Genomic DNA, 26,144 nt, shown 5'->3' with positions numbered 1-26,144 from the left:
CGTGCGTCGCAGGGGACACCACATGAGCCAAAGGTTCGCCGAAGCCGAGCTCGACCAGCTCTTCCGCACCGCGCGCACGCGCAACAGCTGGCGGTCGGAACCGGTCCCCGAGGCGCTGATTCACGAGTTGTACGAGCTGGCGAAGTGGGGGCCGACCTCGGCCAATCTGTCGCCGGGCCGTTTTGTGTTCCTGACGACGGAAGGGGCGAAGAACCGGATCGCGCCGTTCCTGTCGAACGCCAACCGCGCCAAGAGCCTGGCGGCGCCGGTGATCGCCATCGTCGCCTACGACCTGGCGTTCGCCCAGCACGCGCCGCGGCTGTTTCCGCACGCGCCGGGCGTGAAGGACTGGTTCGGCGATCCGGCGGTGGCCCAGGAGACCGCGTTCCGCAACGGCTCGCTGCAGGGCGCCTATCTGATCATGGCCGCCCGCTCGCTCGGGCTCGACTGCGGGCCGATGTCGGGGTTCGACGCCAAGGGCGTGGACGCCGAGTTCTTCGCTGGCACGACCTGGCGCAGCAACTTCGTCTGCAACCTCGGCTACGGCTCGGACGAGAACCTGTTCGAGCGGCTGCCGCGGCTGGCGTTCGAGGAGGCCTGCCAGCTGCTCTGAGCGCGGCGGCTGAGGCGACGTCGGAACGCGCCCGCGGGCGCTTCCCTGCGATGCGGCGCGACGGCGCCGCGCCCCGCACCCCATGATGGTGGTGCGATGAGCGGGGCCCATCGCACCATGCAGATCAGAACCGGTAGCCGACCGTGGCGATCACGTTCTGGCGGTTGCCGGTGAAACAGTCGCCGAACGCGCGGCACGGTGAGTAGTAGCGCTTGTCGAAGAGGTTGGTGACGTTGAGCGACAGGCTCCAGGTCTGCCAGTCGGCGGCGACCAGTGCGTCGGCCAGGGTGTAGCTCGGCGTGCGGATCGCGCCGGCCACGCCAGTCGACAGCGTCTCGCCGACATAGCGCACGCCCAGGCCGGTGCGCAGCGAGACCTCGTCGGACAGCCGCCAGGTCTTCACGCCCCAGGCCGAGGCCTGGTGCTTGGGCGTAGCGCTGAGCTGGACGCCGATCTCCTCGGGGAAGCCGGACTCGGTCACCTCGGCCTTCACGTAGCTGTAGGCGGCGGTCACGTAGACCTCGCCCGGCAGGTCGACAGCGCCTTCCAGTTCGAAGCCCCTACTCTCCACCTCGCCGGTCTGGACGGTGTTGAGGACATTGTCCGGGTCGTTGGTCGGCCGGTTGGTCTCGGTGATCTTGAAGGCCGAGGCGGTCAGCAGGGTCCCGGGCCGCGGGGCCCACTTCACGCCGCCCTCGTACTGTTTGCCGCGCTGCGGCTTGAAGGCGGCGCCGAACAGATCGAGCCCGCCGACCGGCAGGAAGCTCTCCATATAGCTGACATAGGGCGAGAGGCCGAAGGCGACGTCGACGATCAGGCCGGCGCGCCAGGTGTCGATCTGCTTCTCGTCGTCGCCGGTGCGCGACTCGGCCCGGTCGCGACGCGCGCCGAGCACGAGCGAGGCCCGGTCGAGGATGCGGATCTGGTCCTGAACGTAGACGCCGATCTGCTCCTGGCGCAGCGTCGGCAGCTCGAACAGCTCAGGCGCGACGAAGTCGCCGTAGACCGGATTGTAGATGTCGATGTCGGCGACCGAGCCGAAGCCGCTGCGCTGGCTTTCGCGGTAGTTCAGATAGTTGACGCCGACGAGGATGGTGTGGGTCAGCGGGCCGGTCGCGCCCTGGAGGAACGTCGGTGGTGAAGGTCCGCGTGTCGCTCTCGATCGAATAGGCCGAGCGGTTCACCCGCCGCCGGGCGGCGTCGATGAAGGGGGCCGTAGAGGACGGAGGAGGGGCCGCGCAGCAGCTCCACCCGATCCAGGGTGTAGACCTCGGCGCGCGGGATCAGGCTGTAGCCGAACAGGGTGCGCATGCCGTCGAGGTACTGGGTGGCGTAGAAGCCGCGCGCCACCGGCTGGTCCTGGCGGGCGTCGAGCCCGTAGGCCTCGCTGGTCACGCCGGCGCTGTAGCGCAGCGTCTCCTGCAGGGTCAGCGCGCCGCGGTCGGCGATCTGGGCGGCGGTGACGACGCTGATCGCTTGCGGCGTCTCGATCAGCCGGGTGTCGGTCTTGGTGGCGGTGGCCGCGCGCTGGGCGGTGACGACCAGTTCGCCCACTTCCGGCGCGGATTCGGCGTGCGCGGGCAGCGCCGCGAGCGCTGCGGCGGCTGCGCCGGCGAGCAGGACCAGGCGAGCGGTGGGCGAGGTGCGCAGCATGAGAGGCGCTCCCGAAACAGCGGCGCTCCTCTATCTGCGGCAGATCGAGATTGCAAGTTATTCGCATTAGCCTCGCCCAAGCGCCTGCAGGCCGGGAGGGGCGAGTAACCCTCCCGGCTGACCCGGCCCGGGTCGGTCCGGGCCTAAGGGCTAGTCAGCTGCTCAGTTCCGCGGCTCGCCATTTTCCCAGTAATACCGGCCGTTCGACTTGTCGTAGTAGTAGTAGCGACCGGCGCGGGAGTCCCAGTACTGGCGACGATCCACCGAGTGCGACTTGGGCGTGGTCGCCGCGCCGAGCGCGGCCCCGGCGGCGCCGCCGACCAGCGCGCCCGTCCAGGATCCGCCCACCGCGCCGCCGACCGCCGCACCGGCAAGGCCGCCGGTCGCCGCCCGCTGGGTGGTCGTCGTGCCGCAGCCGGCGAGGATCATGCCGGCCAGGCCGACGCCGCAGATTACGTTCATCTTCTTCTTCATCAAGGTCTCCATCGCTGTCCCCGGGCGGCGGCCCCGGCTTGCGTGGGCGCCGCCGTCCGCGCCGTGAGAGCCTTCAGGCTCAGCTTAGGAGACGAACAAGTGGGCGGCGATCCGGTTCTAAGAACACGGCATCGTGAGCGGATCGGAGGTGGCGCAGCCGTGGCTTCAGCCGGCGGTCGCCTTCGGACTCCGGCACAGTCACGTATGACGTTTCGGCGTCGCTTGACGGCTCCGGTCGATGTCTCAGTATTTGGGTCACTATAAGAGGCGAATGGATTACTATGTAATCCGGCGCGGCAAAAGGGGACGCGCATGGAGACGCAGGCCTTGGCTGGAGAGCGGGCGTCCGGCCCGCTGGAGGAGGTTCGCGCGCTCCGCGGGCTGATCGAGCGCAGCGCCGCGGCCCACGAGCACGCCAGCGAGCTAGGCGCCGAGCTGCTGCGGGCGATCGAGGACTCCAACCTGCTGCGGCTGATGGCGCCGCGCGAGGTCGGCGGGCTGGAAGCCGACCCGCAGCTGCTGATCGACGTGCTGCGCGAGCTCGCCTACTGCGACGGCTCGACCGGGTGGTACTGCGGCGCGGTGATGACCGCCGGCGCGGTCGCCGGCGCCTTCCTCGGCGATCGGGCGGTCGAGGCCATCTTCGGCGGTGGCGGCAAGGCGCGCGCCGCCGGCCAGGCCGCGCCGCAGGGCAAGGCCGAGCGGGTCGGCGACGGCTACCGTGTCTCCGGCTCCTTCAGCTTCGGCAGCGGCAGCCCGAGCGCCGATTGGCTGGTCGGCGGCTACATCCTGCACGAGGACGGCGCCCCGGTGATCGGCGAGCACGGCCAGCCGCAGATGCTGATCGCGCTGGTTCCGCGGGCCAAGGTGGAGTTCCTCGGCAACTGGGACGTCATCGGCCTGCGCGGCACTGGCAGCTACGACTTCCGGGTGCTGGAGCAGATCGTCCACGAGGACTTCGTCTTCGATCCGGCCACGCCCCGTCCGCGCCGCGGCGGCGCGCTGTACAAGATGGGCTTCATGGCCATCCCCTGCCTGACCCACGCCGCGTTCGCGGTCGGCTGCGGACGGCGCGCGCTCGACGAGTGGACGGCGTTCGCCCAGGCCAAGAAGCGGCTGCCGCGCGGTTACGCCAACGAACTGCACACCGTTCAGCGCGACCTGGCCCTCGCGCACGGCGAGCTGCGCGCCGCCGAGGCCTATGTCCGCTCGACCTTCGCCGAGCTCTACGACGGCGCCGAGCGCGGTGTGATCGCCGAGGACCTGCGGCTCGACGGTCGGCTCTGCGCCAGCCACGCGACCCGCGTCGCGGCGGCCGCAGCGCAGGCGGCGTTCAGCTCGGCCACCACCACGGCCCTGCGCGAGGGCAGCCAGCTGCAGCGCTGCTACCGCGACCTGCAGGCCGGGGCGGCGCACTTCATGACCGGCGAACAGTCGACCATCGACCTGGGCGCGGTGCTCGCCGACGCGCCGGGCGCGGCGCTGATCTTCTGAGACTCAGGCGATCGCCAGCACGCTGCGCATGACAAAGCGGATCAGGTCCGGCTGCCCGCGCGCGCCGGTCTTGGAATAGATCTTCTTCGAGTAGTTGCGCGCCGTCTCCACGGTGAGGCCGTACTCCGCGGCCGCCTCGGCGATCGTCATGCCGCGGCTGAGCGCCAGCGCCAGGCGCGCCTCGCTGAATGTCAGGCCGAACAGCTGGGCGAGCTGCTCGCAGCGGTCGTTGGAGGGCTGCCGGTCGCCATGCACATAGGCGATCACCGCCGGCGCAGGACCGGCGGCGATCGAGGGCGTGCGCACCGGCGCCAGCAGCATGTCGAGCCACGGGTCGCGGCTCAGCGTGATCGCCCGCGGGCGGCTGCGCGGGTCGGCGGCGACGCCGCGGATCGCCTCGAAGACCTGACGCTCCAGCTCCGCCGGCCGCACCGACAGACGTCCGCTCGCGGTCTTGCGCAGGATCGTCGAGCCTGACAGCGCCTGGGCGCCCTGCGGGTCGGCCTCCAGCACCCGGCCGCCGGCGTCGAGGGTGAACCAGCCGAACCGCAGCCGACGGATGGCCTCGCCGGCGACGGAGGCGCTGAACCGCTCGCGCTCGAGGGCGATGAAGTTGCGCAGCGCGCCGCGCAGGACGGGCGCTATCGTGGCCAGCAGGGCGTCGTCGCGCAGCGCAAAGTCGGTCTTGCGACGCGCGATCGTCAGCCAGGCGTTCACGCCGCTGGCCTCCTGCACGCGCATCATCCGCATCTCGGCCATGCCGCTCGGCACGACGATGTCGCGATAGAAGACGTCATGCGCCGGATCGTCAGGCTTGAGCAGGGAAGCCAGCGGGTAGGGGCGGCCCTCCGCCAGGGCGTGATAGGGCAGCGGATCCTGCTGGTAGAGCTCCTCGTGGTAGAGCTGCTGCACCATCGGCGGCGAGGGCGCGCCGGAGAACAGGTGGACCACGGCGTTCAGCGGCTGATCCGGCTGGCGGAAGATCAGGCTCGCGTAGTCGGCCGCCACCTTCGCCCGCAGGCCGTCGAGGAAGCTCTTCCACAGCGGCGTTTCGAACGCGCCGTCGACCAGGGCCGCCAACAGGTCGAGGTGGTCGTGCGGCGCCGGCAGGGGCTCTGGCATGGCCGTGGTACGCGCTCCCGTCCTCATCCTCCCAAATGGGAGGTTTCCGCGGGTCCGGTGTATGACATTGGATTCCGTACAGCAATCAGCGGGGTCAGCCCGCGGACGTCCCGGTCGTGACGGATGGGAGAGAAACGTGGGCCTCACGAATCCTCAGCCGTCGCGCCGTGCGTCGTCGCACGTCGAGGAAAACGCATGACCTTCCAGCCCGCCGCCTTCCTGCGATCGACCCTGCCGCTTGGCCTCGGCGACCTCGAGCGGCTCGACAGCGGGCGTTACCACTCGATCTGGATTCCCGATCACATGGTCAGCTTCTGGCCGGACTCGATCTGGACGCCGGAGTTCACCGACCTCGCGATCTCCTCGCCGTCGCCGCACCGGCACCTCGACGGGCTGGCGGTGGCGGCCGCCGCCGCGGTGCTGACCAAGAACGTGCCGATCGCGACCACCGTGATCGACACGGTGCGCCGCCACCCCTCGCTGCTCGCGCAGACGGCGCTGACCATCGACCACCTGTCGAAGGGACGCTTCATCCTGGGGCTGGGCAGCGGCGAGACCGAGAACACCGTCCCCTACGGCTTCGACTTCTCCAAGCCGGTCAGCCGCTTCGAGGAGTCGCTGAAGGTGATCCGGCTGCTCTGGGAAAGCGACGGGCCGGTGGACTTCGAGGGGCAGTTCTACCACCTGCACCACGCCCGGCTCGACACCGAGCCCTATGAGGGCAAGTTCCCGAAGATCTGGATCGGCGCCAACGGCCCGCGGATGCTCGACATCACCGGCCGCTATGCCGACGGTTGGTGGCCGGCCGGCGCCTGGACCCCCGAGGAGTACGGCGCCAAGCTCAAGGTGATCCGCGAGGCCGCTGAGAAGGCCGGCCGCGATCCCATGGCCATCACGCCCGCCACCACCAACTTCTGCCTGATCGGCGACGACGCCGAGCTGGCGGAGATCGTCGAGGCGCCGCTGGTCAAGGCGCTGGTCATGCAGATCCCGGCTGAAGTGCTGCGCGAGCGCGGCCATCAGCATCCGCTGGGCGAGGACTGGCGCGGGATGCAGGACATCGATCCCGCCAAGTTCCCGCGCGAGCGGATCCTCGACATGCTGACCAGGACCCGGCCGGAACATATCTTGTCGGTGGTCGAGCACGGCTCGCCGCAGCAGATCGCGGCTAAGTACAAGGGCTACGTCGACGCCGGCATGCGCGTGGCCAAGCTGCTCGATTACAGCGGCATGGCCGGTCTGAAATTCGCCGCCAGCTCGGCCGAGAAGGTTCGGCAGGCGGAAGACGAACTGATGCGGCTGACGGGAGGCGTGGCGTGAACACGAACGCCAAACCGAACACGCCGCCGCTCGAGGCGGACGCCATCCTGGCCGAAGCCCAGGCGCGCACCGGCCTCAGCGACTTCGGGGATCCCGGCTTGCCCGACCGCTTCCGCCTGGCGGTCGACCACCTAAAGAGCGTCGGCATGGACGCGGCCGGCCAGCGGGCGGCGGTGGAGAATTGCCTGTGGCTGCTGACCTCGCGGCTGGAGTTCTTCGAGGACCGCAAGCGCTACCCGATCGGCGACGAGGTGATCGACAAGCCGGTGTTCGCCACCGGCGAGCCGCGCTGCGGCACGACCTTGCTGCACGCCCTGTTGTCGGTCGATCCGAACGGCCGCTCGCTGCGCTTCTGGGAGGTGATGTACCCGTCGCCGCCGCCGGGAGTGGTCGAGGGCGACGACCCGCGCCAGGCGCGCGCCGACGATGACTGGCGCGAGATCAACGCCAAGCTGGACTTCTGGCTGAAGAGCCATCCGTACAACGACATGCTCGGGGCCGGCCTGCCGGAGGACGAGCGCACCTGGGCGTTCGACTTCCGGGTGATGACGCCGACCGCCTGGTGGCGGGTGCCGATGGGCATGAACGTCGGCGGCCTGCCGGCCGACCCGGCCGCACAGTACCGGCTGCACAAGGCGATGCTGCAGCAACTGCAATACGGCCGGGAGAAGAAGTACTGGGTGCTGAAGGGCTTCCACAACGCCCGGCTCGACGACTTCTTCGCCACCTATCCGGACGCGCGGATCATCTGGACCCACCGCGACCCGGTGCAGGTCATCGCCTCGCGCATCGCCATGGTCGCCGAGCTGACCGAAGGCCTCGCCGGCCACGTCGACTGGGCCGCGATCGCCAAGCAGCAACTGGCGATGAGCCGCGCCAGTTTCGCGGCGACCATGAGCCACCCGCTGGTCGACGATCCGCGCATCCATCACGTCCGCTACCAGGACTTCGTCGCCGATCCGGTGGCGGTGATCCGCGGCTTCTACGCCAGGTACGACATGCCGTTCGGGCCTGAGACCGACACGGCGATGCGCGACTACCTGGCGAGCAACAAGGGCGATCGCTACGGCAAGTTCGTCTACACGACCGACATGATCGGGGAGGACATCGCCGCCTTGCACGCGGAGTTCGCGCCTTACCGCGAACGCTTCGGCATCGACGTCGAGCAGCGCAGAGCGCGCTGATCCGGCTGTCGAGAGGCGCCGCTGCGCAAGGCGGCGCCTCCGGAGGTCGCGCTGACGCCGGTCCCCAGCCTTTTGGGCCAGGGTTTCGCCGGATGGAGCCGACCACGGACGAAGCGCAGTCTCCGGGCCTCGATCCCTCGGAGAACTGGCCATGAAGCGCCACCTTGCGGCTGTCGCCGCGTTCACCGCCATCGTCGCCTGGGCGCCGTTGGCCGGCGCCGCCAGCGCGCCGGCGACCTGGGACGGGCTGACCCGGGTGGCGTCGAAGAAGTTCGACTACGTCTACCTGCTGCCGGGCGCCGACTTCCGCAACTACACCAAGGTCATGCTGGATCCGACGGAGGTCGCCTTCCAGAAGGACTGGCAGCGCAACTACAACGACCAGCAGGTCGACTCGATGTCCCGCATCAGCGACTCCGACGCCCAGCAGATGCTGAGCGACGTGCAGAAGGGCTTCGAGCAGAGCTTCCGCAAGGTCTACACGAACTCGGGCTTGCAGATCGTGCAGGCCGCCGGGCCGGACGTGCTGCGGGTGAGGACGGCCGTGGTGAACCTCAACGTAGTCGCCCCCGACACCATGACTCCCGGCCCCAGCATGACCTTCTCGCGCGACGCGGGCAGCGCCTCGGTGATCATCGAGGTGCGGGATTCGACGAGCAACGCCTTGCTCGGCCGGGCGGTCGACAACCAGGTGCTCGGCGACACCGGGGCATACTTGCGCAACAGCGTCACCAACCGCGCCGACTTCGAGCGGGTGTTCGACCAGTGGGCGAAGATCAGCGCCGAGGGGCTGGCGGAACTGAAGCTCAACTCGCCGGTCGGCGGCGCGGTCGCCGCCAAGCCGTGAGCCGGCTGTAGCGGGCCTGAGTTTCCGGGATTACCCGGATGGCGGCGGCGACCTGCGAAGCGCAGCTTCTAGGGGCTGACCTCTCCGGAGATATCGCCATGAAGCGCTACTTGGCAGTGGTGGCCGCCTTGTCGGCCCTCTTGGCGGGGGCGCCGCTCGCGGACGCGGCGAGCCCGCCCGCCTCCTGGGACGGATTGACCCGGGTGGCGTCGAAGAAGTTCGACTACGTGTACCTGCTCCCCGGCGCCGACTTCCGCACCTACACCAAGGTGATGCTCGATCCGACCGAAGTCGCGTTCCAGAAGAACTGGCTGCGTGACTACAACGCCCAGGCCGCCTCGACGTCGCGGCGGATGAGCGAAGCCGACGCGCAGCGAATGCTCGGCGAGGTGCAGCAGGGCTTCGATGAGGTGTTCCGCAAGGCCTATGCCGCCGGCGGCTACACCGTCACCGACACCCCGGGAAGCGATGTGCTCCGGGTGCGCACCGCGGTGGTGAACCTCGACGTCGCCGCGCCCGACGTGATGGCCGCAGGGCGCAGCCGCACCTTCTCGCAAGAGGCCGGCGGCGCGTCGTTGATCATCGAGGTCCGCGACTCCTCCAGCAACGCCCTGCTGGGACGCGCCGTCGACAACCAGGTCGTCGGATATGGCGCGCCCTATCGGCGCGACAGCGTCAGCAACCGCGCGGATTTCGAGCGGCTGTTCAGTCAATGGGCCAAGCGCAGCGTCGAAGGCCTGGGCGTGCTGAAGGCCAACTCGCCGATCGGCGCGACGTCGCCGGCCCCAAAGTGAGCGGGACCCGGGCCTGCCTCCGGTCCACCCCGGAGATCGCAGGGCCCGATCCCTGGATGGCGAGGCTCAGGGGAACACCTGATAGCTGCGGCCGGGGCGTGGCCGTCAAATGGGCGGGACAACCGGAGATCCGTCCATGCCCCAACTTCCTCTGCACGATCGGCGGGCCGTCGGGCTGAGCCGCCGCAACACCCTGGCGCTCGTGGCCGCAGCGGCGCTCGCGCGGCCGGACGTCGGCGCGGCGGCGACCGCGACGGAGCTGTCGCGGGACGCCCGCCTGGCGCTCGACAGTCTCCACGCCAAGCGGCCCGAAACCCGTGAGTGGTCGAAGACGGCGCTCGCCACCATGGTTTTCCCCAAGATCGTCAAGGCCGGCGTGCTGCTCGGCGGGCAGGGGGGTGACGGCGCCCTGTTCGTGAAAGGTCAGCCGATCGCCTTCTACCGCCTCGCGGCGGGCTCGATCGGCCTGCAGTTGGGCGTGCAGAGCTTCTCCTACGCCCTCTTCTTCATGACCCAGAAGGCGCTCGACTACGTGAAGTCGTCCGACGGCTGGTCGATCGGCGCCGGCCCCACGGTCGTGGCCATGGACGAAGGGAAGGACAGGCAAACCACGTCGTTCCGCGACGACATCCTTTCGGTCGCGTGGGGGCAGGCGGGCCTGATGGCCGGGCTCACCCTCGACGGCTCGAAGATCACCAAGATTCATCCGAAACCCTGAGGAGCCTGCGGGGGGCGGCTCTGGTCCCGGTGCAGATGGAGGGGGCGCGTGCGTGTAGAATTGTTCGCGGCGGCGGCTCTGCTCGCCGCGCCCTGGCCGACGGCGCTGTACGCCCAGTCGAGCCAGGAGGTGACCCGACCGCCACAGGATGCCGCCAAGGCCGCGCGCGCGGCGAACGAGGGTAAGGAGGAGGGCCGCGGACCGCGCAACTTCAACCTGGTCGCGACGCCGATCCCGGTCGCCAACCCCGCGGTCGGCAATGGCGTCGCGGTCGCTGCGCTCGGCCTCTACCAGGTCGGCGACTCGCCACGGCCGTGGGTCACGGTGCTGGGCGGGCTCTACACCGACACCAAGACCTGGGGCGCCCTGATCGGCCAGAAGGCCTACCTCGGCGGCGACCGCTTCCGGCTCTCCGCCGGGATCGGCGGCGGCGTGTTCAACACCGAGTTCTTCGGCATCGGCCAGAGCGCCGGCCGGCGCGGTATTTCCGTGCCGATCGAGGAGACCGGCAAGGGCGGCCTGATCGAGGCGCTGGTGAAGGTCGCGCCCAACATCTACCTCGGCCCGGAGTTCCGTTATCTCAATCTCGACATCAGCGTCGACCTGGCGGACACGCGGTTCCCGGACCAGCAGATCCCCGAACTGAATCGCGACACCACAATTGCCGCCCTCGGGGTGTCGACGGAGTACGACACGCGCGACAGCGAGTTCGGGCCGAGCAAGGGGATCTACGCCACCGGGGTCTGGCTGCGCGCCTCCGAAAAGCTCGGCGGCAGTTTCGACTTCGATCGGGTCGAGGCGGCGGTGAACGGCTACCACCGGCTGGACCCGAAGGCGGTGCTGGCCTGGCGGGCCGCGGTCTGCTGGACCGGCGGCGGGGCGCCCTTCTACCAGCTGTGCAGCTTCGGTCAGCAGAGCGACCTGCGCGGCTACCAGGCGGGCCAGTACATCGACCACGCCATGTATGCGGTGCAGGCGGAGTATCGCCGGCACCTTTTCTGGCGCATCGGCGCGGTCGCCTTCGCCGGCGTCGGCGAGGTCGCCGACAGCTTCTACGACATGAGCACCCGCAACCTGCTGCCGGCCGGCGGCGTCGGCCTGCGGTTCAAGGCGTCGGAGGAGTACGGCGTCAACGTCCGCATCGACGTCGCCAAGGGCAAGGGCTCGGAGGCGTTCTACGTCTCGGTCGGCGAGGCGTTCTGAACGCGAAGCAGCGGCGCGATCGCTCGCGCCGCCGCCCCGATCAGCCCCGATAATTCAGCTCAGTCGCCGCTGACGGTCTCGTGCATCTTCGCCAGCGCGTCATCCACCGTGAAGGTGTTGGCGTGCTGCACCGGCGGGAACTCCTTGAAGGTCTCGGCGAACTTCGCCGCCCCGGCCTGCGCCGCGTAGATGAAGTAGGCGTTGTGCATAAACCAGTCGTAGTAGGTGTTCGAGGTGATGTCGGCGAACTCGTAGGGGTCGGTCCGCAGGTTGAAGAGCTTCGGCATGCGAAGCTTGACGAACGGTTCGCCCCAGACCTGCATCGTGCCCTGGCAGCGCTGCTCCATGAACACCAGCTTCCAGTTGTCGTAGCGCATGCCGAGCATGTCGCCGTCGTCACTGAAGTAGAAGAAGAAATTCCGCGGGCATTCCTTCGTCTTTCCGGTGATGTAGGAAAGCAGGCTTACCCCGTCGATGTGGTTCTTGTAGGTCCGGCCGATGGCCTGGTAGCCCTTCTTGAGCTTGTCGAGGATGTCCGGCGCGCCGGCTATCTCCAGGAAGGTCGGCAGCCAGTCGTGGTGCTGGACGATGCCGTTGGCCACGGATCCAGCCTCGATCTTGCCCGGCCAGCGGGCCAGCAGCGGGACCCGGAAGGCGCCTTCCCAGTTGGTGTTCTTCTCGCTGCGGAACGGGGTCATGCCGCCGTCCGGCCAGCTGTTGCGGTGCGGGCCGTTGTCCGTCGAGTACTGGACGAAGGTGTCCTCGGCGATGCCGAGCTCGTCGAGCAGGTCGAGCATCTGACCGACGTTCTTGTCGTGGTCGATCATGGTGTCGTGGTAGCGCGACTGCCACTTGCCGGCCTGGCCGATGCTTTCCTTCTTCGTGTGGGTGAACAGATGCATGTGCGTCGTGTTCAGCCAGACGAAGAACGGCTTGCCGTCGGCTTTGCAGCGCTTGATGAAGTCGGTCGCCGCGGCGACGAAGTCGTCGTCGCAGGTCTCCATCCGCTTGGCCGTCAGCGGGCCGGTGTCCTCGATCTTCTGCTTTCCGACCCGGCCCCAGCGCGGCATTTCGGTCGGGTCGTCGTTGTCGGTGGCCCAGGAATGGATCACGCCGCGCGGCCCGAACGTCTCCTTGAACTTCGGGTTCGTCGGATAGTCGTCCATCTCCGGCTCTTCTTCGGCGTTCAGGTGGTAGAGGTTGCCGTAGAATTCGTCGAAGCCGTGGTTGGTCGGCAGCATGTGGTTCATGTCGCCGAGGTGGTTCTTGCCGAACTGCCCGGTGGCGTAGCCCTGCTCCTTCAGCAGCGCGGCGATGGTCACCAGCTTCTCGTTCATGCCGATCGGCGCGGCCGGGATCCCGACCTTCGAGAGGCCCGTCCGGTAGACGCTCTGGCCGGTGATGAACGACGAGCGGCCGGCGGTGCAGGACTGCTCGCCGTAGCTGTCGGTGAACAGCATGCCTTCCTTGGCGATGCGGTCGATGTTGGGCGTGCGATAGCCCATCAGGCCATGGGTGTAGCAACTGAGGTTCGACTGGCCGATGTCGTCGCCCCAGATGACGAGGATGTTGGGCTTGCCCTTGGGCATGGCGCGCTCCCATTGCGAACTGTCGCACAATCTGGCCGGGCGCGGCGGCCGCGGGGATCAGGTGAAACCCGCGCCTGCGCCCAGCCCTCTCCAGAGCGCGCGAGGCGGCCGGGCCACATCCCACAATTGTCATAGCCGCAACGCGGGCTTGGAACCGGCCGGCCGGCGCCTGGATTTCCGCTGCGAGTTGCGGCGAACTCCGCGGCGAGGACCGCGCTCATGGCCAACGACAATCCACGCTCGACCGCCCAGGTGGCGGGCCACCCGATCCATCCGATGCTGGTGCCGTTTCCGATCGCCTTCTTGGTCGGGGCGCTGATCACCGACATCGTCTACTGGCGGACCGCCGAGATGCAGTGGGCGAATTTCTCGGTCTGGTTGATCACCGGCGGGCTGCTGTTCGCCGCGGTGGCGGCGATGGCCGGACTGATCGACTTCTTCGGCGACCGGCGCATCCGACAGCTTCGGCCGATGTGGATCCACGGGATCGGCAATGGGGTCGCGGTGGTGCTGGCGATCATCAACGCCTTCGTGCACAGCCGCGACGCCTATACGTCGGTGGTGCCGACCGGCTTGGTGCTCTCGGCCCTGGTGGTGCTGATCCTGCTGGTCACCGGCTGGAACGGCTGGGAGATGGTCTACCGCCATCGCGTGGGCGTTGCGCCGGAGGATCGCCGGTGACCCGCCGCCGCCGCGCCGCCGCCGGTCCGCTGCTGGCGCTGGCGGCCGTCTCCGCCTGCGGGCCGGCGCCGATCGACGCCAGGAGCCAGATCGGGCCGAACCCCCACCTGCCGGCGATCCATCAGTATCTGCTGCCGCCGATGAAGGTGACCGGCGTCACGCCCTGGGGCGACGTCACGCCCAAGGTCGCCCCGGGCCTGCAGGTCAAGGCGCTGGCGACGGGACTGAAAAGCCCGCGCTCGGTCTATTTGCTGCCCAACGGCGACGTCCTGGCGGTGGAGAGCGGCGGGCCCCCTGAGCCGGTCAAGCGGCCGAAGGAGCTGGTCATGGCCTGGCTGCAGACGAAGTCGCACCCGCGCGGCGAGCCCGGCCAGCGCATCACCCTGCTGCGCGACGCCGACGGCGATGGCTCGCCGGAGTTGCGCAGCGTCTTCCTCGAGCATCTGAATTCGCCGTTCGGCGTGGCCCTGGTGGGCGGCGACCTCTACGTCGCCAACACCGATGCGGTGCTGCGCTACCCGTACGTCGAGGGGCAGACCCGGATCACTGCGCCGGGCGTCAAGCTCACCGACCTGCCAGGCGGGCCGATCGACCACCACTGGACCAAGAGCCTGGTCGCAAGCCCCGACGGGACCAAGCTCTACGCCGGCGTCGGCTCCAACAGCAACATTACCGAGAACGGCATCGAGGCCGAGCGGGAGCGCGCCGCGATCTGGGAGATCGACCGGGCGACCGGCGGCCACCGGCTGTTCGCCACCGGCCTGCGCAATCCCAACGGGCTGAACTTCGAGCCGCAGACCCAGGCGCTCTGGGCGGTGGTCAACGAGCGCGACGAACTCGGTCCCGACCTGGTGCCCGACTACCTGACCTCGGTGAAGGACGGCGGCTTCTACGGCTGGCCCTACAGCTACTGGGGCCGGCACGTGGATCCGCGGGTGCGGCCGCAACGGCCGGACCTGGTGGCCAAGGCGGTCGTGCCCGACTATTCGCTCAGCTCGCACGTCGCGCCGCTGGGCATGACCTTCTACACCGGCGCCAACCTTCCGCCGGCCTATCGCGGCGGCGCGTTCGTCGGCGAGCACGGCAGCTGGGACCGCCCGCGGTTCAATGGCTACAAGGTGGTCTACGTCCCCTTCGCCAACGGCCGGCCGAATGGCGCAGCGCAGGACGTGGTGACCGGCTTCCTCGACGGCGCCAATGCGCGCGGCCGGCCGGTCGGCCTGGCGGTCGACAGCCGCGGCGGGCTGCTGATCGCCGACGACGTCGGAGGCACGGTCTGGCGGGTGACGGCGGCGGGGGCTTAGGGCGCGCGCGGCGTGGCGACGGCGGCGGGGAACACGGTCTTCCAATCGCCCTTCATGCTGACCACCGTCCAGCCCGAGCGGGCGGCCTCGTCCAGCGCCTTGTCCAAGGTCCCGATCTTCGAGGCGCGGTCGTAGGCGTATTCCCGCTGGGCGTCGTCGTGATGGACGATCAGGCCCATGCGCCGGCCGGGGCCTGAGGTCGTGTACTGCAGCATCTGCAGGTCGCCGTCGGAGTTGCCGGCGGCGAAGATCGGCCGGGCGCCGATGTGCAGGCCGATGTTCGACGGCTTGGCCGCCTTGTCGTCGATGCTCATCTGCGGCTGGCGGACCAGCACCCAGCGGCCGTTGCGTTGATCGAACTGGGTCGTGCTGCTGGAGCCGATCACCTGGTCCGGCGGCACGCCGTAGGTGCGCTCTGCGAAGGTGCGCATGAAGTCGGCGTCGCCGCCGGAGACGATGAACACGTTGAAGTCGTGCTCGCGCAGATAGCTGATCAGCTCGAGCATCGGCTGGTAGACCGCGGTGTCGTAGGCGCGGTGGAAGCGCGGATGCCGCGCCTGGGCCAGCCAGGTCTTCGCCGCCTGAGCGAACTCCTCGGTCGTCACGTTGGCGTGGGTGGCGACCACCACCTTGAGCAGATCCTTCTCCGACAGCGCGGCGATCTGCTTCGGGTCGCCGCTCGCCGCCGCCTTGAACCCGGGCTTCGCCAGCAGCTGCGGATCGGCCTTGGCCATCTCGGCGGCGCGGGCCAGCGAGAAGGCGAACTCGGTGTAGATCGGCTGCTCGGTCCACAGGGTGCCGTCGTTGTCGAACACCGCGATCCGCTCGGCCGGCGGCACGAAATCCGCGCCCGGCGTCGTCACCGTGGTGACGAAGCTTTCGATCGCCCGCCGCGAGTTGGTGTCGTGCCAGGAGGCGAGGGCCTCGGCCGAGGCGAAACCGGCCGACAGGAGCCAGGCGGCCGCGGCCGGCGCGCTCGCCCGAACGAGCAGCCGCATGAAACGGGTCATCGGCGAACTCCGCCCGTCGTCGCCACCGCGGCGGCGGCCTGGCGCTTGATCCAGAACTGGTAGGGCAGGCTGACGATCAGGCCGACGAGCAGCATGCAGAGGATGGCGGCCGTCACCTGTTTGTCGAGATGGTTGGCGTTGGCGATCATCAGGGCGATGCCGGGGTGCCGGGTCGCGCAGGTGACGGCAAGTGCGGCGCGGTTCTCCAGGAGCGGTCCGCCGAGCAGATGGCCGCCGGCCAGCGCGACGAGAGCGGTCAGCGCCATGGCGACGATCGTGCCGTTGCCGACCAGCGCCAGGATCGACGGCCAGGCGTGGATCGCCAGCGGGATCGCCACCAGGACCAGCAGCACCATCGAGAGCTTGCTGAGCAGCGGGCTGGCGTGCTCGGCGAAGACCGGCTTGAACCGCCGTATGGCCAGGCCGATCACCAGCGGCAGCAGCACCATCAACACGATGCTGAACACCAGCCGCGGCATCGGAACCGCCACCTGCACGGTGAACACCCGGTCGAGGATGGCCACCACCAGCGGCACCATGACCACGGCCAGCAGGCCCAGCGTGACGTAGACGCCGTAGGCGTAGGACTTTCCGGCCCCGACCTTCAACTCTTTGCGCGGCACCAGCGGCGGCACCGGCGAGACCGCCATCAGCACGATCCCGGTCTTGGCGATCGCCGTCAGCGGAAACAGGAAGACCAGCAGCACGGCGGCGATGGGCACGATGACGTTCACCGCCAACACCGCCTTGGCGAGCTCCACCGGCCGCCGGAACAGATAGAGCAGGTCGTCGCGGTCGGCGTCCATGCCGACCGCCACGACGATCCCGCCGACGCTGAGCAGGAGCAGCAGCAGGTAGAGGGGGGAGAGGGCCGCCATGATCGTCTCCAGCCGGGCCGAGGCATAGGCCTGCGCGGCGTCGCCGTCCTCCCGACGGCGAAGTCTCGCCCGCGGGGCGCCGTTCTGCCGATCCGGCGAAACCCGCAGCCGGTCCGACGGCTCGCCCGATCGTCGTCGGCGGCTTAGCGGGGGAAGAGGAAGGTGCTGGTGAAGCGCAGGCCCCAGTCGGGACCGCCGCCGATGGTCGCCGCATAGACCCGCACGCCGCCGCCCAGCGACACCTTTTGCTGGCCGAACTTGTAGAGCTGGCTGACCTGGAAGTTCACCGGGATCGACCACTCGTCGACCTTCCAGTCGTAAACGCTTTCGGCGTTGATGCTCACCGTCGCCGCCGTCGAGCTGGTCCAGCTGAGGAAGGGCTGCAAGAAGGTCTGGTTGACCGATGGCCGGTCGCCGGCGTCGCCGGCGTCGGCGAAGGACCAGATGTGGTTGGTCAGCACGCCGTAGGTGAAGCCGTGTTCCTGGCGCAGCGCCAGCAGCGTCGGGCCGGCGCCCCACTTGTCGGTGCTCAGTCCACTCGAACCGGTCGGCCAGAGGACCGCCGGGCCGGCCGCGAGGATCCAGCCGCGGACGGGCTGCTTGGGGGAAAAGAAGAAGCTCTGGGTGGTGTCGCCAAGCCCCCAGGTGGAATCGACTGTCGGCGAGAGGCGGTTCTGGTCGATGACCGGCAGGATGGTGCGGACGATCAGGTTCCAGTCCGTGGTCAGCGAGATCGGGATCACCGGCTGGATGTTGAGCTGGTAGCGGCCGCCTTCGCTCGGCCCGATGCAGCAGTCGTAGTTCCACTGCAGCGGCACGCTGATCAGGTTGGCGACCGGGTTGGAGAGCTGCTGCGCGAGTTCGGCGTCGCTGTGCTGCGCGTGCGCCAGGCCGGGGAGGGCGAGGGCGAGCGCGGCGATCAGCAGGCGGTTCATGCGGTTGCCCCCTGGCGGACGTCGGGCGGCAAGTCTCGCGTGGCGGCCCGAAGGCGGATATCCGGGAAAACCCGCAGTTCTACCGGCGGTAGACCAGAAGGTCGCGCGGCTCTGGGCCGCAGGTTCGGCGTCGGCCGACGAGGCTAGGCTAAGCAACCGTCGCCGCAGGGGCGAGTTGTGCTTAGGAGGCGGCGCGTATTCGCCGCCGATGAGGTTAGTAGACGAAATGGCGTTCGATTGTGCGCCCTGGGAAGGTGATCCCAGGGGACCGACCTGCCCGAAATGCGCCCGCCCGGTGGGCGCTGACGAGCCTTCCACCATCATGCACTTCCACGAGGATCCGGACGGCCAGCGCGGCCTGAGCGGCAAGCGCTGGCACGCCGAGTGCGCGCGACCCTACTGGGACAAGCTCTCCGGCGTGCTGGAGATGTTGAACCGCATCAACTTGGACTGAGCCGGTCCCGGCGAGGCGCCCGTCAGGCGGCGCCTCGCACCGTCGTATCGGTCCGGTCGTCCACCGGCGGCTTGGCTGTATCCAACAGGTGGAAGCGGAACGGCAGCGCGCCGATCACCGCCCCGACCGCCGGGGCGACGATGAACAGCCACAGCTGGCTGAGCGCCTCGCCGCCGACCAGCACGGCCGGCCCGAAGCTGCGGGCCGGATTGACCGAAACGCCGGTGACGTGGATGCCGACGATGTGGATCGCCGCGAGCGTCAGGCCGATCGCCAGCCCGGCGAAGCCCGCCGCTGCGCCCGGCCCGGTCGAGCCGAGAATGACGCCGACGAACAGCGCGGTCATGACCACCTCGAAGCCGGCCGCGGCGCCCAGAGCATATTCGCCGCCGTAGCCGGGGCCCCAGCCGTTCTGGCCGAGCGACTCGGTGCCGCCGGCGATGCCGGCGAGGATCGCCGCGCCGACCAGCGCGCCGGCGAACTGGGCCACCCAGTAGATCAGCATCTCGCGGCCGCTCATCCGGCCCGCCAGGAACATGCCGAGGCTCACGGCCGGGTTCACGTGGCCGCCGGAGATCGGCCCGAGGCCGTAGGCGAGGGCGACGATGGCGAAGCCGAACGACAGGGCGATGCCGAGCTGGCCGACCTGGTCGCCGCCGAGCACGGCCGCGCCGCAGCCGAACAGCACCAGGATCAGCGTTCCGAGGAACTCCGCAGTGAACTTGGCCATCTAAGGCTCCTCCTTCAGCTTTCGCTCGCCGGCCGCACCACGCAGCGAAAGCCGATGTGCGAGGTCGAGGTGTCGATGGGTTGGGCGTGGCGCGCGGCCGGCCGGTAGCGGCGGCAATAGGACGGGGCGCACAGGTGCGAGCCGCCCTTCAGCACCTTTCGCGGAATGTCGCCGCCGGGGCAGTCCGGGGCGTAGCTGTCCGCCTGGTCGCCGCCGCGCGGGTTGCGCGGGGCGCAGCAGGGCGAGGCCGCCTTGGCGCTAGTCGACCACCAGTCCTGGGTCCATTCCCAGACGTTGCCGATCATGTCGGAGAGGCCATAGCCGTTGGCCGGGAAGGCCCCGACGCGCGAGGTGCGGAAGTTGTGGCCGCGCTTCAGCGTCTCGAACGGAAACCGGCCGAGCCAGGTGTTGGCCATCACCTGGCCCTGCGGAGTCATCTCCTCGCCCCAGGCGTATTCAGCGCCGTCCAGGCCGCCGCGCGCGGCGAACTCCCATTCCGCCTCGGTCGGCAGCGTCTTGCCGGCCCAGCGGACGTAGGCGTCCACGTCGGCCCAGGCGACGTGCACCACCGGATGGTCGAGCCGCCCGGTCAGGCTGCTGTCCGGACCCGTCGGATGACGCCAGTCGGCGCCCAGGGTGTAGGTCCACCAGGCGCGGAGATCGTCCAACGGCACCGGGCCGGCGGTCGGGGTGAAGACCAGCGACGCCGGCGCAAGATACTCGGGCAGGGCGCCTGGATACTGCGCCGGGTCCGGGGCCTGCTCGGCGACCGTGACCCAGCCGGTCTCCCGCACGAAGCGCGAGAACTGCCGGTTGGTCACCGGCATGGCGTCGATCCAGAAGCCGTCGACCTCCACCCAGCGGGCCGGCGCCTCCTCGGCGTAGTGCTGGTCTGAGCCCATGCGGAACCTGCCGCCGTCGATCCAGACCATCCCCGCAGGGGCGGGCTGGGGCTTGGCGCGGCTCAGGGTCGGCGCAACTGAGGACATGGACGCTCCTGGTGCAGGCGATGCCGTGCCGGCGCGACGCGGCGCCGACGGCGTTCACGCAGAATTGGGCACGCGCCGTGGGGGCCTGACCATCGGGCCAATCCCTGAGACGCCGATGGCGGCCGAACCGGCTCAGGTCCCGGCTGGAGGCGATCCCCGGCATGCGCCGGATGTCGGCGCCGAGCGCGGCGTGCGCCCATCCTCGCGACACGGGAGCAGTCATGGCGGAGCAGAACGAACGGTCGCTCGGGCTGGAGATCGTCAGCGCCATCATCCTGTCGGTCGCGGCGCTGGCGTCGTCCCTGGCGGTCTACCAGGCCGGGCTGTGGGACGGTCAGCAGGCGTTGCACTACAGCCGCGCCAACGCCCTGCGGATCGTCGGGTCGCGCTCCGCGCTCGAAGGCGACGCCCTGGCCGCGGTGGAGGTGCAGATGTTCGGCGCCTGGCTCGAAGCCTGGGCGCGTAACGACCAGAGGGTGGCGACCTTCTACCGGGCCCGCTTCCCGCCCTCCTTCAAGCCGGCGTTCAACGAATGGATCGCCGCGGACCCGCTGAACAACCCGTCAGCGCCGGCCACCCCGTTCGTCACCCCGGCCTATCGCCGGCCCGGGCTGGAACAGTCTCGGGCCTACGACCGCCAGGCGGAAGCCAGCTTCGCGGCCGGGCATTACGCCAACGCCGTCTCCGACTCCTTCCAGCAGAGCGCGACCATGCTGGCGGTGGCCTTGTTCTTCGCCGGCATCGGCCAGGTCTTCACCCAGAAGAAGACCCGCGTGGCGCTGGTCGCCGTCGCCGGCGTGGTGCTGATCATCGGCCTCCTGCGGCTGTTCAGCCTGCCGATGGAGATCCTCGGGCTGCATGCGGCCGGCTAGGCGAGCCGGTCGGCGGCCCGCCCTCGGCCGTCACAGCGATCAGCCCGGATTCTCGACGACGACGTAGACCACCTGGTCGCCTTGGTATTGCGGCGCGTACCAGGTGCCGCTGCAGTTGTAGTAGGTCACGCCGCCGTACATCTGCGGTCCGCAGGCGGGCGGCAGGGTGCGCGTCATCGAGCCGATCGCGGCGGCGGTCACCGCGGCGGCGGTCCCGACCGCCATGCCGCGCGCCACCGGGTGGTAGTCGTCGTCCCAGTCGCCCCAGCCGTTGTTATTGTCGACGTTGATGTTGACGTCGTTGCCGACCCGGACATTGCCGGTGTTGACCCGGTTGCCGCCGCTGACCCGGGTGGTGGTGTCGACGCGGTTGCTGGCGACGTTGCGCTGGGCCGCGGCGTTGCCGCCAGGGGCGCCGCTGGTGCGGGCCGCGGGGGCGCGCTGCATGCTGGTCGAGGCCGAGCCGCGGACGCCGGGACGGGCGTCGGCGGGCTGCGCCGGGAGCAGCAGGGCGGCGGAGAGCAGCGCCAGGCTGGTCACGCTGGCGCACTTGAGGGGTGACGCACGCATCATGCACTCCTGTCGCTACTGGGCGGCGATCTGGATCGGCTTGTCGTTCTTGCCGGGCTTGAAGGTCAGGCTCTCGGCGGTGACCGGGGCGTTGAGGTTCCAGCCCAACCGCACGGTGTAGGCCGGACGTGCGTCGTCGGAGCGATCGACGATCACCACCTTGCGCGGCAGCGGCCGGGCGCCCTTCTCGATCCAGACCTCCCAGTCGTAGTCGCCCTCGCGGAAGGCGTACTGAGTGGTCTGCACGCCGCCGATGACGGCGTCGCCGACGACCATCGCCGTCTGCAGCTTGTCGTGCTTCGCGCCGGGCTCGCTCCAGCGGAACAGCTCCTCGAGCGGGAAGACGATGCCGTATTTCTCGTGGGCCGCGTCCAGCGTCTGGCGGATGGTCGGCGGCGCCGCGGCTTGGGCGTAATAGCCGAGCTTCGGCGCGTACACCGTCAGCTGCTTGCCGTTGTAGTAGAAGTCGCGGACCTTGTTGCCGGTGGCGACCTTGATCTCGAAGCCGTCCGGCCGCTTCACCCGATAGGTCAGCACCCCGTCGATCTGCACCTTCTGGCCGTTGTCGAGCACCACGTCCTGGGTCGTGTCGGAGGTCGCCTCGAAGGTGGTCAGCGTGCCGAGGTAGCTGTTCATACGCTGCAGCGCCTGGACCGCTTCCGGCTCAATGTCCGGCCCGGAGGGCGTCGCAGGCGCCGTCGCCTGGGCGAGGGCCGCGGCGCCGGTGGTCAGGGCGAGCGCGAGCCCGGTCAGGGCTCGACGGGACGGCGTCATGCGGAAGTCCTCCAGTTTCCAGAGCTGTTGAGGTCGCCGCCGCGCCGCGACCGGGACCGCAGCGGTCGCCGGCCGGGGGCCTCGGGACGGCCGTCGCCGCGCGAGCCGAGCCGCTCGACGGCGACCATCCGCCAGCTGCCGGCTAGGGCTTCCGCCGTCGGGCCGTACAGCCGTAGCTTGAGCTCGAACGGGCCGGGCGGCGCGCGCAGCCAGTTCGGCGACAGCGGACGGGCCGGCGGGTCGCGCTGGATGAGCAGCTCCAGGGCGTTGTTCTCGCCGACGACCAGCGGGCTGTGATCGCCGATCACGCCGCAGGAGACGCTGGCCTGACGGCCGTGCGCCGTGAGTCGCCAGGCCGACTGCGCCGGCGGCAGTCCGTCGGCGGCGAAGCGGATCCGATACTGCTCTTCGCCGGTGAGCGGGCGGCCGGATTCATCGGCGTTGCAGCGGAGAGTGAGGACGTCCTCCCGCACCGGCGCGCCGAGCCGTTGCAGCACCAGGGCGGCGCGGCTGGTCGGGGTCAGCGCCGCGGGGCCGGCGTCCAGGCTGGTCCAGTCGCGGGACGGCGGGGCGATCTGCGCGGTGCGCGCGGCCTGTATCGCCTTCCAGCCGTCGGCGAAGCCGCGCGCCATGGCCTCCTCGCTCTGGGGGGAGGCCTCGAACTGCGTCTGGATCATGCTCAGACGCCCGCGGATCGCGACGTCGAGCCGCTCCTGCGCCGCGCGCGGGGCCCGGGCGATCAGCTGATGCATCCGGAACAGCAGCAGGTGCGGCTCGGTGCCGGCCACCTGGCGGATCGCCGTCAGCTCCAGCATGTCGAGCTTGGTCGGCGCGGCGTCGGCTTCATCGGCCGGGCCGAGCGCGGGCGACAGGAACTGGCGGGCGGCCAGCCCCTCGACGATGGCGTGGTCGGCGGCCGAGCGCGCCAGGATGCGGCTGACGGCCCAGACCATGTCGCTCGGCGAACGGAACGCCTTCATGCCTGGCCGCACTTCGCCGTGCCAGTGCGGGCCGGCGACCACCGCGTCGTTGATCAGGTGGCTGTCGGTGCGCGAGCCGAGACTGGCGAACGGCTCGCCGGCGGCGTCGATCAGGGTCACCGACAGGTAGCGGCCGTGGGTGTTCGGCAGGTGCAGCGCCGCGGGCCCCAGGCCGAGATCCATCACCGCGCAGCTGTGCAGGCAGTCGGGATCGTCGTCGAACAGGCCCGGCAGCAGTTCGTGCGAGCCCGGCGGCAGCCGTCGGAAGCGGCTCGAGGCCAGCGGGTGGGCCCGCCGCACCGCGTCCATCAGGATCAGCGGGAACCCGAGGACGAAGACCTCGCAGGCGAGCTGTCGCGCCGCGGCGTCTGGCGATTTTGCGGGGCGGGGCGAGTCGACCACGGCGGCCTCCGGCAGGTCGCCAGAAGCGTCCTCCGTGGGCGCTCCCCGACCAATCCGGCGAAACCCCGAGCGGTGATGGTTGTGGGCTCTATCCGCCCCCTGACCAGCCCTCTGTTTTTCTAGGGTTGGATGAGATTGTGTTTGATCGCGAAGCGAACGAACTCGGCCGCGGTCCGCGCCCCGGCCTTGCGCATCGCCGCCGAGCGGTGGCTCTCGACCGTCTTGATGCTGATCTCCAGATTCCGGGCGATCTGCTTGTTCGAATTGCCCTCGGCGATCAGCTGCGCCACCTCCAGTTCGCGGATGGTGAAGCTTTCCAGCCGCGAGCGCTTGCGGTCGTTGATCGCCGCGTCGAGCAGCAGTTCGGAGACGAAGGACGAGAAATACGGACGGTTGGCGCCGAGCGCCGAGATCGCCGCCTCAAGGTAGCGCTCACTGTCGGTCTTCAGGACGTAGCCGCGGGCGCCGGCCGCCAGCCCGCCGCTGACGGTCTCGTCATCGTCGTGCATGGTGAACAGCAGCACATTGGTCGCGGGACATTCCTGTTTCAGCCGCCGCGTCAGCGCCACGCCGTTGAGCAGCGGCAGGGAGACGTCGAGCACTGCGACGTCGGGTTTTTCGCGAAGCGCGATCTCCAGCGCGGCCTGGCCGTCGGCGGCCTCGCCGCACACCTCCCAGCCAGGGTGGGCTTCGATCACGTCCCGCACGCCCTTGCGAACGATCTCGTGATCGTCCGCGATCAGGATGCGCAGCATTCAAGCCTCCCGTCCTCAGAACTACCGATACCCTGGGGCGAACCCCTGCGGCATCAGGCGAAACCCGGACGACATTTACACCCCGGCCGGTCGGCCCCACGGCGCTCGGGCGCCGACCTGAGGCCTGGTGTCAGGCAGAAAGGGTGTGGGGCACGTGCGCCTTATCGAATGTTGATCGCCCTATCCGGATTTCACCTCCATAATCACCCTACCAAGCAAAACATGCTACTATGAGTTGAGAGCGCGATAAGCCCTCGCAGGAGTTCGAGCCGTGTCACTCGTACTTCGGGATGAGATCCTCAGACCAGCCGCAGGGCTCTATGAGCTCGCATTCTGGTCCGCCACTGCGCCAATGGCGCTCGCTTCTCGGTCGGGAGGCGGGCTTTCGGTAGATCGGGCCAATCAAGCCTTTCTACGACTGTTCGAGTTGCCGCAATCTGGGGTGGAGGGGCGGCCGCTCAGTCAGGTGTTCCGCGGCGCCTCGGCCGATCAGGTCCGGCGGGCGGTGGAACAGTGCCTGCGCGACGGCGAAGCGGTGGAGTTCCGCGCCGCCCACGGCTCCCGCGCGGAGTTCGCCCTGTTGCGGATCGCCGTGCAGCGGGTGGTGCTCAACGGGGCAGCCTCCGTCCTCATCAGCGCCACCGAGGCGCGGCCGCCGCTCGCGCTGTCGACGCTCGGCGAGGCCGGGGTGCTGGCGGAGATCGGCGCGCTCAGCCGCGGCATGGTCTTCATCTTCGACTATCCCTGCGGGACGCTGCGCTGCGCTGCGGATCCGCTGCTCGACCGGCTCGGCCTGACGCCGGGTGTGATGAGCGCGGCCGACGCCCTGAGTCTGGTCGATGCAGCCGACCACGATGTCGTCGCGCGCCACATGGCGGCGCAACTGGAGGCCGCGGACGGCGAAGTCGTGCAGACCGTCTGCCGCATGCGCGGCGGTGGCGGCGAGCAGCTGTGGGTCAATGTGCGCTCCCAGGTGTTCGCCCGTACGCCGGACGGCGGGGTGCAGCGGATCCTCGGCGTGACCACCGACGAGACCGAGCACTACGAGCATCAGGCCGAGCTCGCGGCGGCCGCCAACGCCCTGGCGCACGCGGAACTGAACGAACGGCGGCGTATCGGCCGCGAGCTGCACGACTCGACCGCGCAGCTGCTTGTCGCCGCCCGCCTCGGGCTGAGCCGGCTGTCGGGGCAGGGCGCGCTGAGCGGCGAGCCGCTGCGGGTGTTGGACGACGCGCGCGAGGCGATCGAAAGCGCGCAGCGCGAGATCCGCAACTTCTCGTTTGTGTTGCATCCGCCGGCGCTGCTCGAGGCCGGCGGGCTTGAGGACACCTTGCGCGTCTTCGCGCTCGGGTTTGGGCGGCGCACGGGACTGGAGATCAGCGTCGAGGCCGGGCGGCGCAGCATGGACCTGCCGTTCCGCACCAAGGTGGCGCTGTTCCGCGTGACCCAGGAGGCGCTGATGAACGTCTACCGTCACGCCGGGGCGGCGAGCGCGGTGGTGCGGCTGAAGCGCAAGCGCGGGCGCGTGGTCCTCGAGGTCGAGGACGACGGAGTCGGTCTCCCGGACGGCGAGGCGCCGCCGGAAGGCGTCGGCATCAGCGGCATGCGCGCGCGGATGAAGCAACTGGGCGGGGCCTTCGAACTGGCCGCCGGAGCGACCGGGGTGCTGGTGCGCGCTTCGATCGAGGAGGGCGACGACCGGCCAAGGCGCAACCCCGTCAAGCGGCCGGCGGCGCCTGTAGCCGGACGGTTGGTCTCAGGTGAAGACCCCACCAGCCGGCAAGGTTTGGCCTGATACT

General features: G+C 69.6%; 27 protein-coding genes. 13 read left to right on the top strand and 14 right to left on the bottom strand.

The features are described 5' to 3' along the window. Window positions 1-22: 22 nt before the first annotated feature. Window positions 23-613, top strand: a complete 591-nt coding sequence (locus ACSQ14_RS11310; protein WP_436012719.1) for a malonic semialdehyde reductase — start codon at window positions 23-25, stop codon at window positions 611-613. Between the two features lie 124 nt (window positions 614-737). On the opposite strand, the gene ACSQ14_RS11305 is transcribed toward ACSQ14_RS11310, so the two are convergent. From ACSQ14_RS11305 to ACSQ14_RS11295, 3 genes are all read right to left on the bottom strand, one after another. Beyond that, the gene (locus tag ACSQ14_RS11305; protein WP_436015405.1) at window positions 738-1,685 is read right to left on the bottom strand and encodes a TonB-dependent siderophore receptor; all 948 of its coding nucleotides are present in this window, start codon (window positions 1,683-1,685) and stop codon (window positions 738-740) included. Window positions 1,686-1,714: 29 nt separating this feature from the next. Then, window positions 1,715-2,266, bottom strand: coding sequence for a TonB-dependent receptor plug domain-containing protein (locus ACSQ14_RS11300; RefSeq protein ID WP_436012717.1), 552 nt, complete (start codon window positions 2,264-2,266; stop codon window positions 1,715-1,717). Window positions 2,267-2,428: 162 nt separating this feature from the next. Next, complete coding sequence (locus ACSQ14_RS11295) at window positions 2,429-2,740, bottom strand: hypothetical protein (RefSeq protein WP_436012715.1); 312 nt, start codon at window positions 2,738-2,740, stop codon at window positions 2,429-2,431. Window positions 2,741-3,052: 312 nt separating this feature from the next. Between ACSQ14_RS11295 and ACSQ14_RS11290 the strand changes: the two genes are divergently transcribed. Next, window positions 3,053-4,234, top strand: a complete 1,182-nt coding sequence (locus tag ACSQ14_RS11290) for an acyl-CoA dehydrogenase family protein (RefSeq protein ID WP_436012713.1) — start codon at window positions 3,053-3,055, stop codon at window positions 4,232-4,234. A gap of 3 nt (window positions 4,235-4,237) precedes the next feature. Here the strand turns inward: ACSQ14_RS11290 and ACSQ14_RS11285 are convergent, their stop codons facing one another. Next, window positions 4,238-5,356, bottom strand: coding sequence for a helix-turn-helix transcriptional regulator (locus ACSQ14_RS11285; RefSeq protein WP_436012711.1), 1,119 nt, complete (start codon window positions 5,354-5,356; stop codon window positions 4,238-4,240). Between the two features lie 195 nt (window positions 5,357-5,551). Between ACSQ14_RS11285 and ACSQ14_RS11280 the strand changes: the two genes are divergently transcribed. The 6 genes from ACSQ14_RS11280 (at window position 5,552) to ACSQ14_RS11255 (ending at window position 11,422) form a co-directional block, all read left to right on the top strand. Further along, window positions 5,552-6,676, top strand: coding sequence for an LLM class flavin-dependent oxidoreductase (locus tag ACSQ14_RS11280; protein ID WP_436012709.1), 1,125 nt, complete (start codon window positions 5,552-5,554; stop codon window positions 6,674-6,676). Beyond that, entirely contained in the window at window positions 6,673-7,860 is a 1,188-nt protein-coding gene (locus ACSQ14_RS11275; protein WP_436012707.1) for a sulfotransferase family protein, read from the top strand. The genes ACSQ14_RS11280 and ACSQ14_RS11275 overlap by 4 nt, the downstream gene beginning before the upstream one ends. 151 nt (window positions 7,861-8,011) lie before the next feature. Then, window positions 8,012-8,707: a DUF3313 family protein gene (locus ACSQ14_RS11270; protein ID WP_436012705.1), complete on the top strand. Its 696-nt coding sequence runs from the start codon at window positions 8,012-8,014 to the stop codon at window positions 8,705-8,707. 98 nt (window positions 8,708-8,805) lie between these two features. Beyond that, a complete protein-coding gene (locus ACSQ14_RS11265) occupies window positions 8,806-9,501 on the top strand; it encodes a DUF3313 family protein (protein ID WP_436012703.1) in 696 nt (231 codons plus the stop codon). A gap of 136 nt (window positions 9,502-9,637) precedes the next feature. Beyond that, entirely contained in the window at window positions 9,638-10,219 is a 582-nt protein-coding gene (locus ACSQ14_RS11260) for a YSC84-related protein (RefSeq protein ID WP_436012701.1), read from the top strand. A 48-nt stretch (window positions 10,220-10,267) separates the two neighbouring features. After that, window positions 10,268-11,422, top strand: a complete 1,155-nt coding sequence (locus ACSQ14_RS11255; protein WP_436012699.1) for a BamA/TamA family outer membrane protein — start codon at window positions 10,268-10,270, stop codon at window positions 11,420-11,422. A 59-nt stretch (window positions 11,423-11,481) separates the two neighbouring features. Here ACSQ14_RS11255 and ACSQ14_RS11250 read toward each other — a convergent pair whose 3' ends face one another. After that, the gene (locus tag ACSQ14_RS11250; protein ID WP_436012697.1) at window positions 11,482-13,011 is read right to left on the bottom strand and encodes an arylsulfatase; all 1,530 of its coding nucleotides are present in this window, start codon (window positions 13,009-13,011) and stop codon (window positions 11,482-11,484) included. Window positions 13,012-13,230: 219 nt separating this feature from the next. On the opposite strand from ACSQ14_RS11250, the gene ACSQ14_RS11245 reads away from it, so the two are divergent. Continuing rightward, a complete protein-coding gene (locus ACSQ14_RS11245) occupies window positions 13,231-13,692 on the top strand; it encodes a DUF2231 domain-containing protein (protein ID WP_436012695.1) in 462 nt (153 codons plus the stop codon). Then, window positions 13,689-14,996, top strand: a complete 1,308-nt coding sequence (locus tag ACSQ14_RS11240; RefSeq protein ID WP_436012693.1) for a PQQ-dependent sugar dehydrogenase — start codon at window positions 13,689-13,691, stop codon at window positions 14,994-14,996. The genes ACSQ14_RS11245 and ACSQ14_RS11240 overlap by 4 nt, the downstream gene beginning before the upstream one ends. Here ACSQ14_RS11240 and ACSQ14_RS11235 read toward each other — a convergent pair. The 3 genes from ACSQ14_RS11235 to ACSQ14_RS11225 all read right to left on the bottom strand — a co-directional run bounded on the left by ACSQ14_RS11235 (window position 14,993) and on the right by ACSQ14_RS11225 (window position 17,819). Next, the gene (locus ACSQ14_RS11235; RefSeq protein WP_436012691.1) at window positions 14,993-16,006 is read right to left on the bottom strand and encodes an HAD family hydrolase; all 1,014 of its coding nucleotides are present in this window, start codon (window positions 16,004-16,006) and stop codon (window positions 14,993-14,995) included. The two genes, ACSQ14_RS11240 and ACSQ14_RS11235, sit on opposite strands and share 4 nt — an antisense overlap. After that, window positions 16,003-16,884, bottom strand: a complete 882-nt coding sequence (locus tag ACSQ14_RS11230; protein WP_436012689.1) for a bile acid:sodium symporter family protein — start codon at window positions 16,882-16,884, stop codon at window positions 16,003-16,005. Before ACSQ14_RS11230 ends, ACSQ14_RS11235 begins: the two co-directional genes overlap by 4 nt. 143 nt (window positions 16,885-17,027) lie before the next feature. Beyond that, the gene (locus ACSQ14_RS11225) at window positions 17,028-17,819 is read right to left on the bottom strand and encodes a hypothetical protein (RefSeq protein WP_436012687.1); all 792 of its coding nucleotides are present in this window, start codon (window positions 17,817-17,819) and stop codon (window positions 17,028-17,030) included. A 322-nt stretch (window positions 17,820-18,141) separates the two neighbouring features. Here ACSQ14_RS11225 and ACSQ14_RS11220 point away from each other — a divergent pair, with 322 nt between their 5' ends. Then, window positions 18,142-18,273, top strand: a complete 132-nt coding sequence (locus ACSQ14_RS11220; RefSeq protein ID WP_436012685.1) for a hypothetical protein — start codon at window positions 18,142-18,144, stop codon at window positions 18,271-18,273. 22 nt (window positions 18,274-18,295) lie between these two features. On the opposite strand, the gene ACSQ14_RS11215 is transcribed toward ACSQ14_RS11220, so the two are convergent. Both ACSQ14_RS11215 and ACSQ14_RS11210 read right to left on the bottom strand, forming a co-directional pair. Then, a complete protein-coding gene (locus ACSQ14_RS11215; protein ID WP_436012683.1) occupies window positions 18,296-19,003 on the bottom strand; it encodes an aquaporin in 708 nt (235 codons plus the stop codon). A gap of 14 nt (window positions 19,004-19,017) precedes the next feature. Then, window positions 19,018-19,992 (bottom strand): formylglycine-generating enzyme family protein, encoded by a 975-nt coding sequence (locus tag ACSQ14_RS11210; RefSeq protein WP_436012681.1) that lies wholly within the window; start codon window positions 19,990-19,992, stop codon window positions 19,018-19,020. 221 nt (window positions 19,993-20,213) lie between these two features. Between ACSQ14_RS11210 and ACSQ14_RS11205 the strand changes: the two genes are divergently transcribed. Then, a complete protein-coding gene (locus tag ACSQ14_RS11205) occupies window positions 20,214-20,864 on the top strand; it encodes a hypothetical protein (RefSeq protein WP_436012679.1) in 651 nt (216 codons plus the stop codon). Window positions 20,865-20,903: 39 nt separating this feature from the next. Here ACSQ14_RS11205 and ACSQ14_RS11200 read toward each other — a convergent pair whose 3' ends face one another. From ACSQ14_RS11200 to ACSQ14_RS11185, 4 genes are all read right to left on the bottom strand, one after another. Then, window positions 20,904-21,434 carry a hypothetical protein gene (locus ACSQ14_RS11200; protein ID WP_436012677.1) on the bottom strand — a complete coding sequence of 177 codons (531 nt, stop codon included), beginning with the start codon at window positions 21,432-21,434 and terminating at the stop codon, window positions 20,904-20,906. A 15-nt stretch (window positions 21,435-21,449) separates the two neighbouring features. Next, window positions 21,450-22,208, bottom strand: a complete 759-nt coding sequence (locus ACSQ14_RS11195; protein WP_436012675.1) for a DUF2092 domain-containing protein — start codon at window positions 22,206-22,208, stop codon at window positions 21,450-21,452. After that, window positions 22,205-23,590, bottom strand: a complete 1,386-nt coding sequence (locus ACSQ14_RS11190; RefSeq protein ID WP_436012673.1) for a DUF1254 domain-containing protein — start codon at window positions 23,588-23,590, stop codon at window positions 22,205-22,207. The genes ACSQ14_RS11195 and ACSQ14_RS11190 overlap by 4 nt, the downstream gene beginning before the upstream one ends. 119 nt (window positions 23,591-23,709) lie before the next feature. Next, on the bottom strand, window positions 23,710-24,345 hold the full coding sequence (locus tag ACSQ14_RS11185; protein WP_436012671.1) for a response regulator: 636 nt from the start codon (window positions 24,343-24,345) through the stop codon (window positions 23,710-23,712). Between the two features lie 352 nt (window positions 24,346-24,697). On the opposite strand from ACSQ14_RS11185, the gene ACSQ14_RS11180 reads away from it, so the two are divergent. Beyond that, entirely contained in the window at window positions 24,698-26,140 is a 1,443-nt protein-coding gene (locus tag ACSQ14_RS11180) for a histidine kinase (protein ID WP_436012670.1), read from the top strand. Window positions 26,141-26,144 lie beyond the last annotated feature (4 nt).

It is taken from the genome of Phenylobacterium sp. LjRoot219, assembly GCF_964252995.1.
In the GTDB taxonomy this organism is placed as follows: Bacteria; Pseudomonadota; Alphaproteobacteria; order Caulobacterales; family Caulobacteraceae; genus Phenylobacterium.
Note: the sequence above shows the minus strand (reverse complement) of the source record. Positions and strands in the feature narration are given on the sequence as shown.

Excerpts from the sequence above, each read along its gene's own strand:
- ACSQ14_RS11260 (WP_436012701.1), top strand. The coding sequence starts at position 9,638 with ATGCCCCAACTTCCTCTGCACGATCGGCGGGCCGTCGGGCTGAGCCGC.
- ACSQ14_RS11270 (WP_436012705.1), top strand. The coding sequence starts at position 8,012 with ATGAAGCGCCACCTTGCGGCTGTCGCCGCGTTCACCGCCATCGTCGCC.
- ACSQ14_RS11265 (WP_436012703.1), top strand. The coding sequence starts at position 8,806 with ATGAAGCGCTACTTGGCAGTGGTGGCCGCCTTGTCGGCCCTCTTGGCG.
- ACSQ14_RS11215 (WP_436012683.1), bottom strand. The coding sequence starts at position 19,003 with ATGGCCAAGTTCACTGCGGAGTTCCTCGGAACGCTGATCCTGGTGCTG.
- ACSQ14_RS11285 (WP_436012711.1), bottom strand. The coding sequence starts at position 5,356 with ATGCCAGAGCCCCTGCCGGCGCCGCACGACCACCTCGACCTGTTGGCG.
- ACSQ14_RS11310 (WP_436012719.1), top strand. The coding sequence starts at position 23 with ATGAGCCAAAGGTTCGCCGAAGCCGAGCTCGACCAGCTCTTCCGCACC.
- ACSQ14_RS11235 (WP_436012691.1), bottom strand. The coding sequence starts at position 16,006 with ATGACCCGTTTCATGCGGCTGCTCGTTCGGGCGAGCGCGCCGGCCGCG.
- ACSQ14_RS11290 (WP_436012713.1), top strand. The coding sequence starts at position 3,053 with ATGGAGACGCAGGCCTTGGCTGGAGAGCGGGCGTCCGGCCCGCTGGAG.
- ACSQ14_RS11245 (WP_436012695.1), top strand. The coding sequence starts at position 13,231 with ATGGCCAACGACAATCCACGCTCGACCGCCCAGGTGGCGGGCCACCCG.
- ACSQ14_RS11250 (WP_436012697.1), bottom strand. The coding sequence starts at position 13,011 with ATGCCCAAGGGCAAGCCCAACATCCTCGTCATCTGGGGCGACGACATC.
- ACSQ14_RS11195 (WP_436012675.1), bottom strand. The coding sequence starts at position 22,208 with ATGACGCCGTCCCGTCGAGCCCTGACCGGGCTCGCGCTCGCCCTGACC.
- ACSQ14_RS11210 (WP_436012681.1), bottom strand. The coding sequence starts at position 19,992 with ATGTCCTCAGTTGCGCCGACCCTGAGCCGCGCCAAGCCCCAGCCCGCC.
- ACSQ14_RS11280 (WP_436012709.1), top strand. The coding sequence starts at position 5,552 with ATGACCTTCCAGCCCGCCGCCTTCCTGCGATCGACCCTGCCGCTTGGC.
- ACSQ14_RS11225 (WP_436012687.1), bottom strand. The coding sequence starts at position 17,819 with ATGAACCGCCTGCTGATCGCCGCGCTCGCCCTCGCCCTCCCCGGCCTG.
- ACSQ14_RS11220 (WP_436012685.1), top strand. The coding sequence starts at position 18,142 with ATGCACTTCCACGAGGATCCGGACGGCCAGCGCGGCCTGAGCGGCAAG.
- ACSQ14_RS11200 (WP_436012677.1), bottom strand. The coding sequence starts at position 21,434 with ATGCGTGCGTCACCCCTCAAGTGCGCCAGCGTGACCAGCCTGGCGCTG.
- ACSQ14_RS11180 (WP_436012670.1), top strand. The coding sequence starts at position 24,698 with ATGGCGCTCGCTTCTCGGTCGGGAGGCGGGCTTTCGGTAGATCGGGCC.
- ACSQ14_RS11185 (WP_436012671.1), bottom strand. The coding sequence starts at position 24,345 with ATGCTGCGCATCCTGATCGCGGACGATCACGAGATCGTTCGCAAGGGC.
- ACSQ14_RS11295 (WP_436012715.1), bottom strand. The coding sequence starts at position 2,740 with ATGAAGAAGAAGATGAACGTAATCTGCGGCGTCGGCCTGGCCGGCATG.
- ACSQ14_RS11300 (WP_436012717.1), bottom strand. The coding sequence starts at position 2,266 with ATGCTGCGCACCTCGCCCACCGCTCGCCTGGTCCTGCTCGCCGGCGCA.
- ACSQ14_RS11230 (WP_436012689.1), bottom strand. The coding sequence starts at position 16,884 with ATGGCGGCCCTCTCCCCCCTCTACCTGCTGCTGCTCCTGCTCAGCGTC.
- ACSQ14_RS11205 (WP_436012679.1), top strand. The coding sequence starts at position 20,214 with ATGGCGGAGCAGAACGAACGGTCGCTCGGGCTGGAGATCGTCAGCGCC.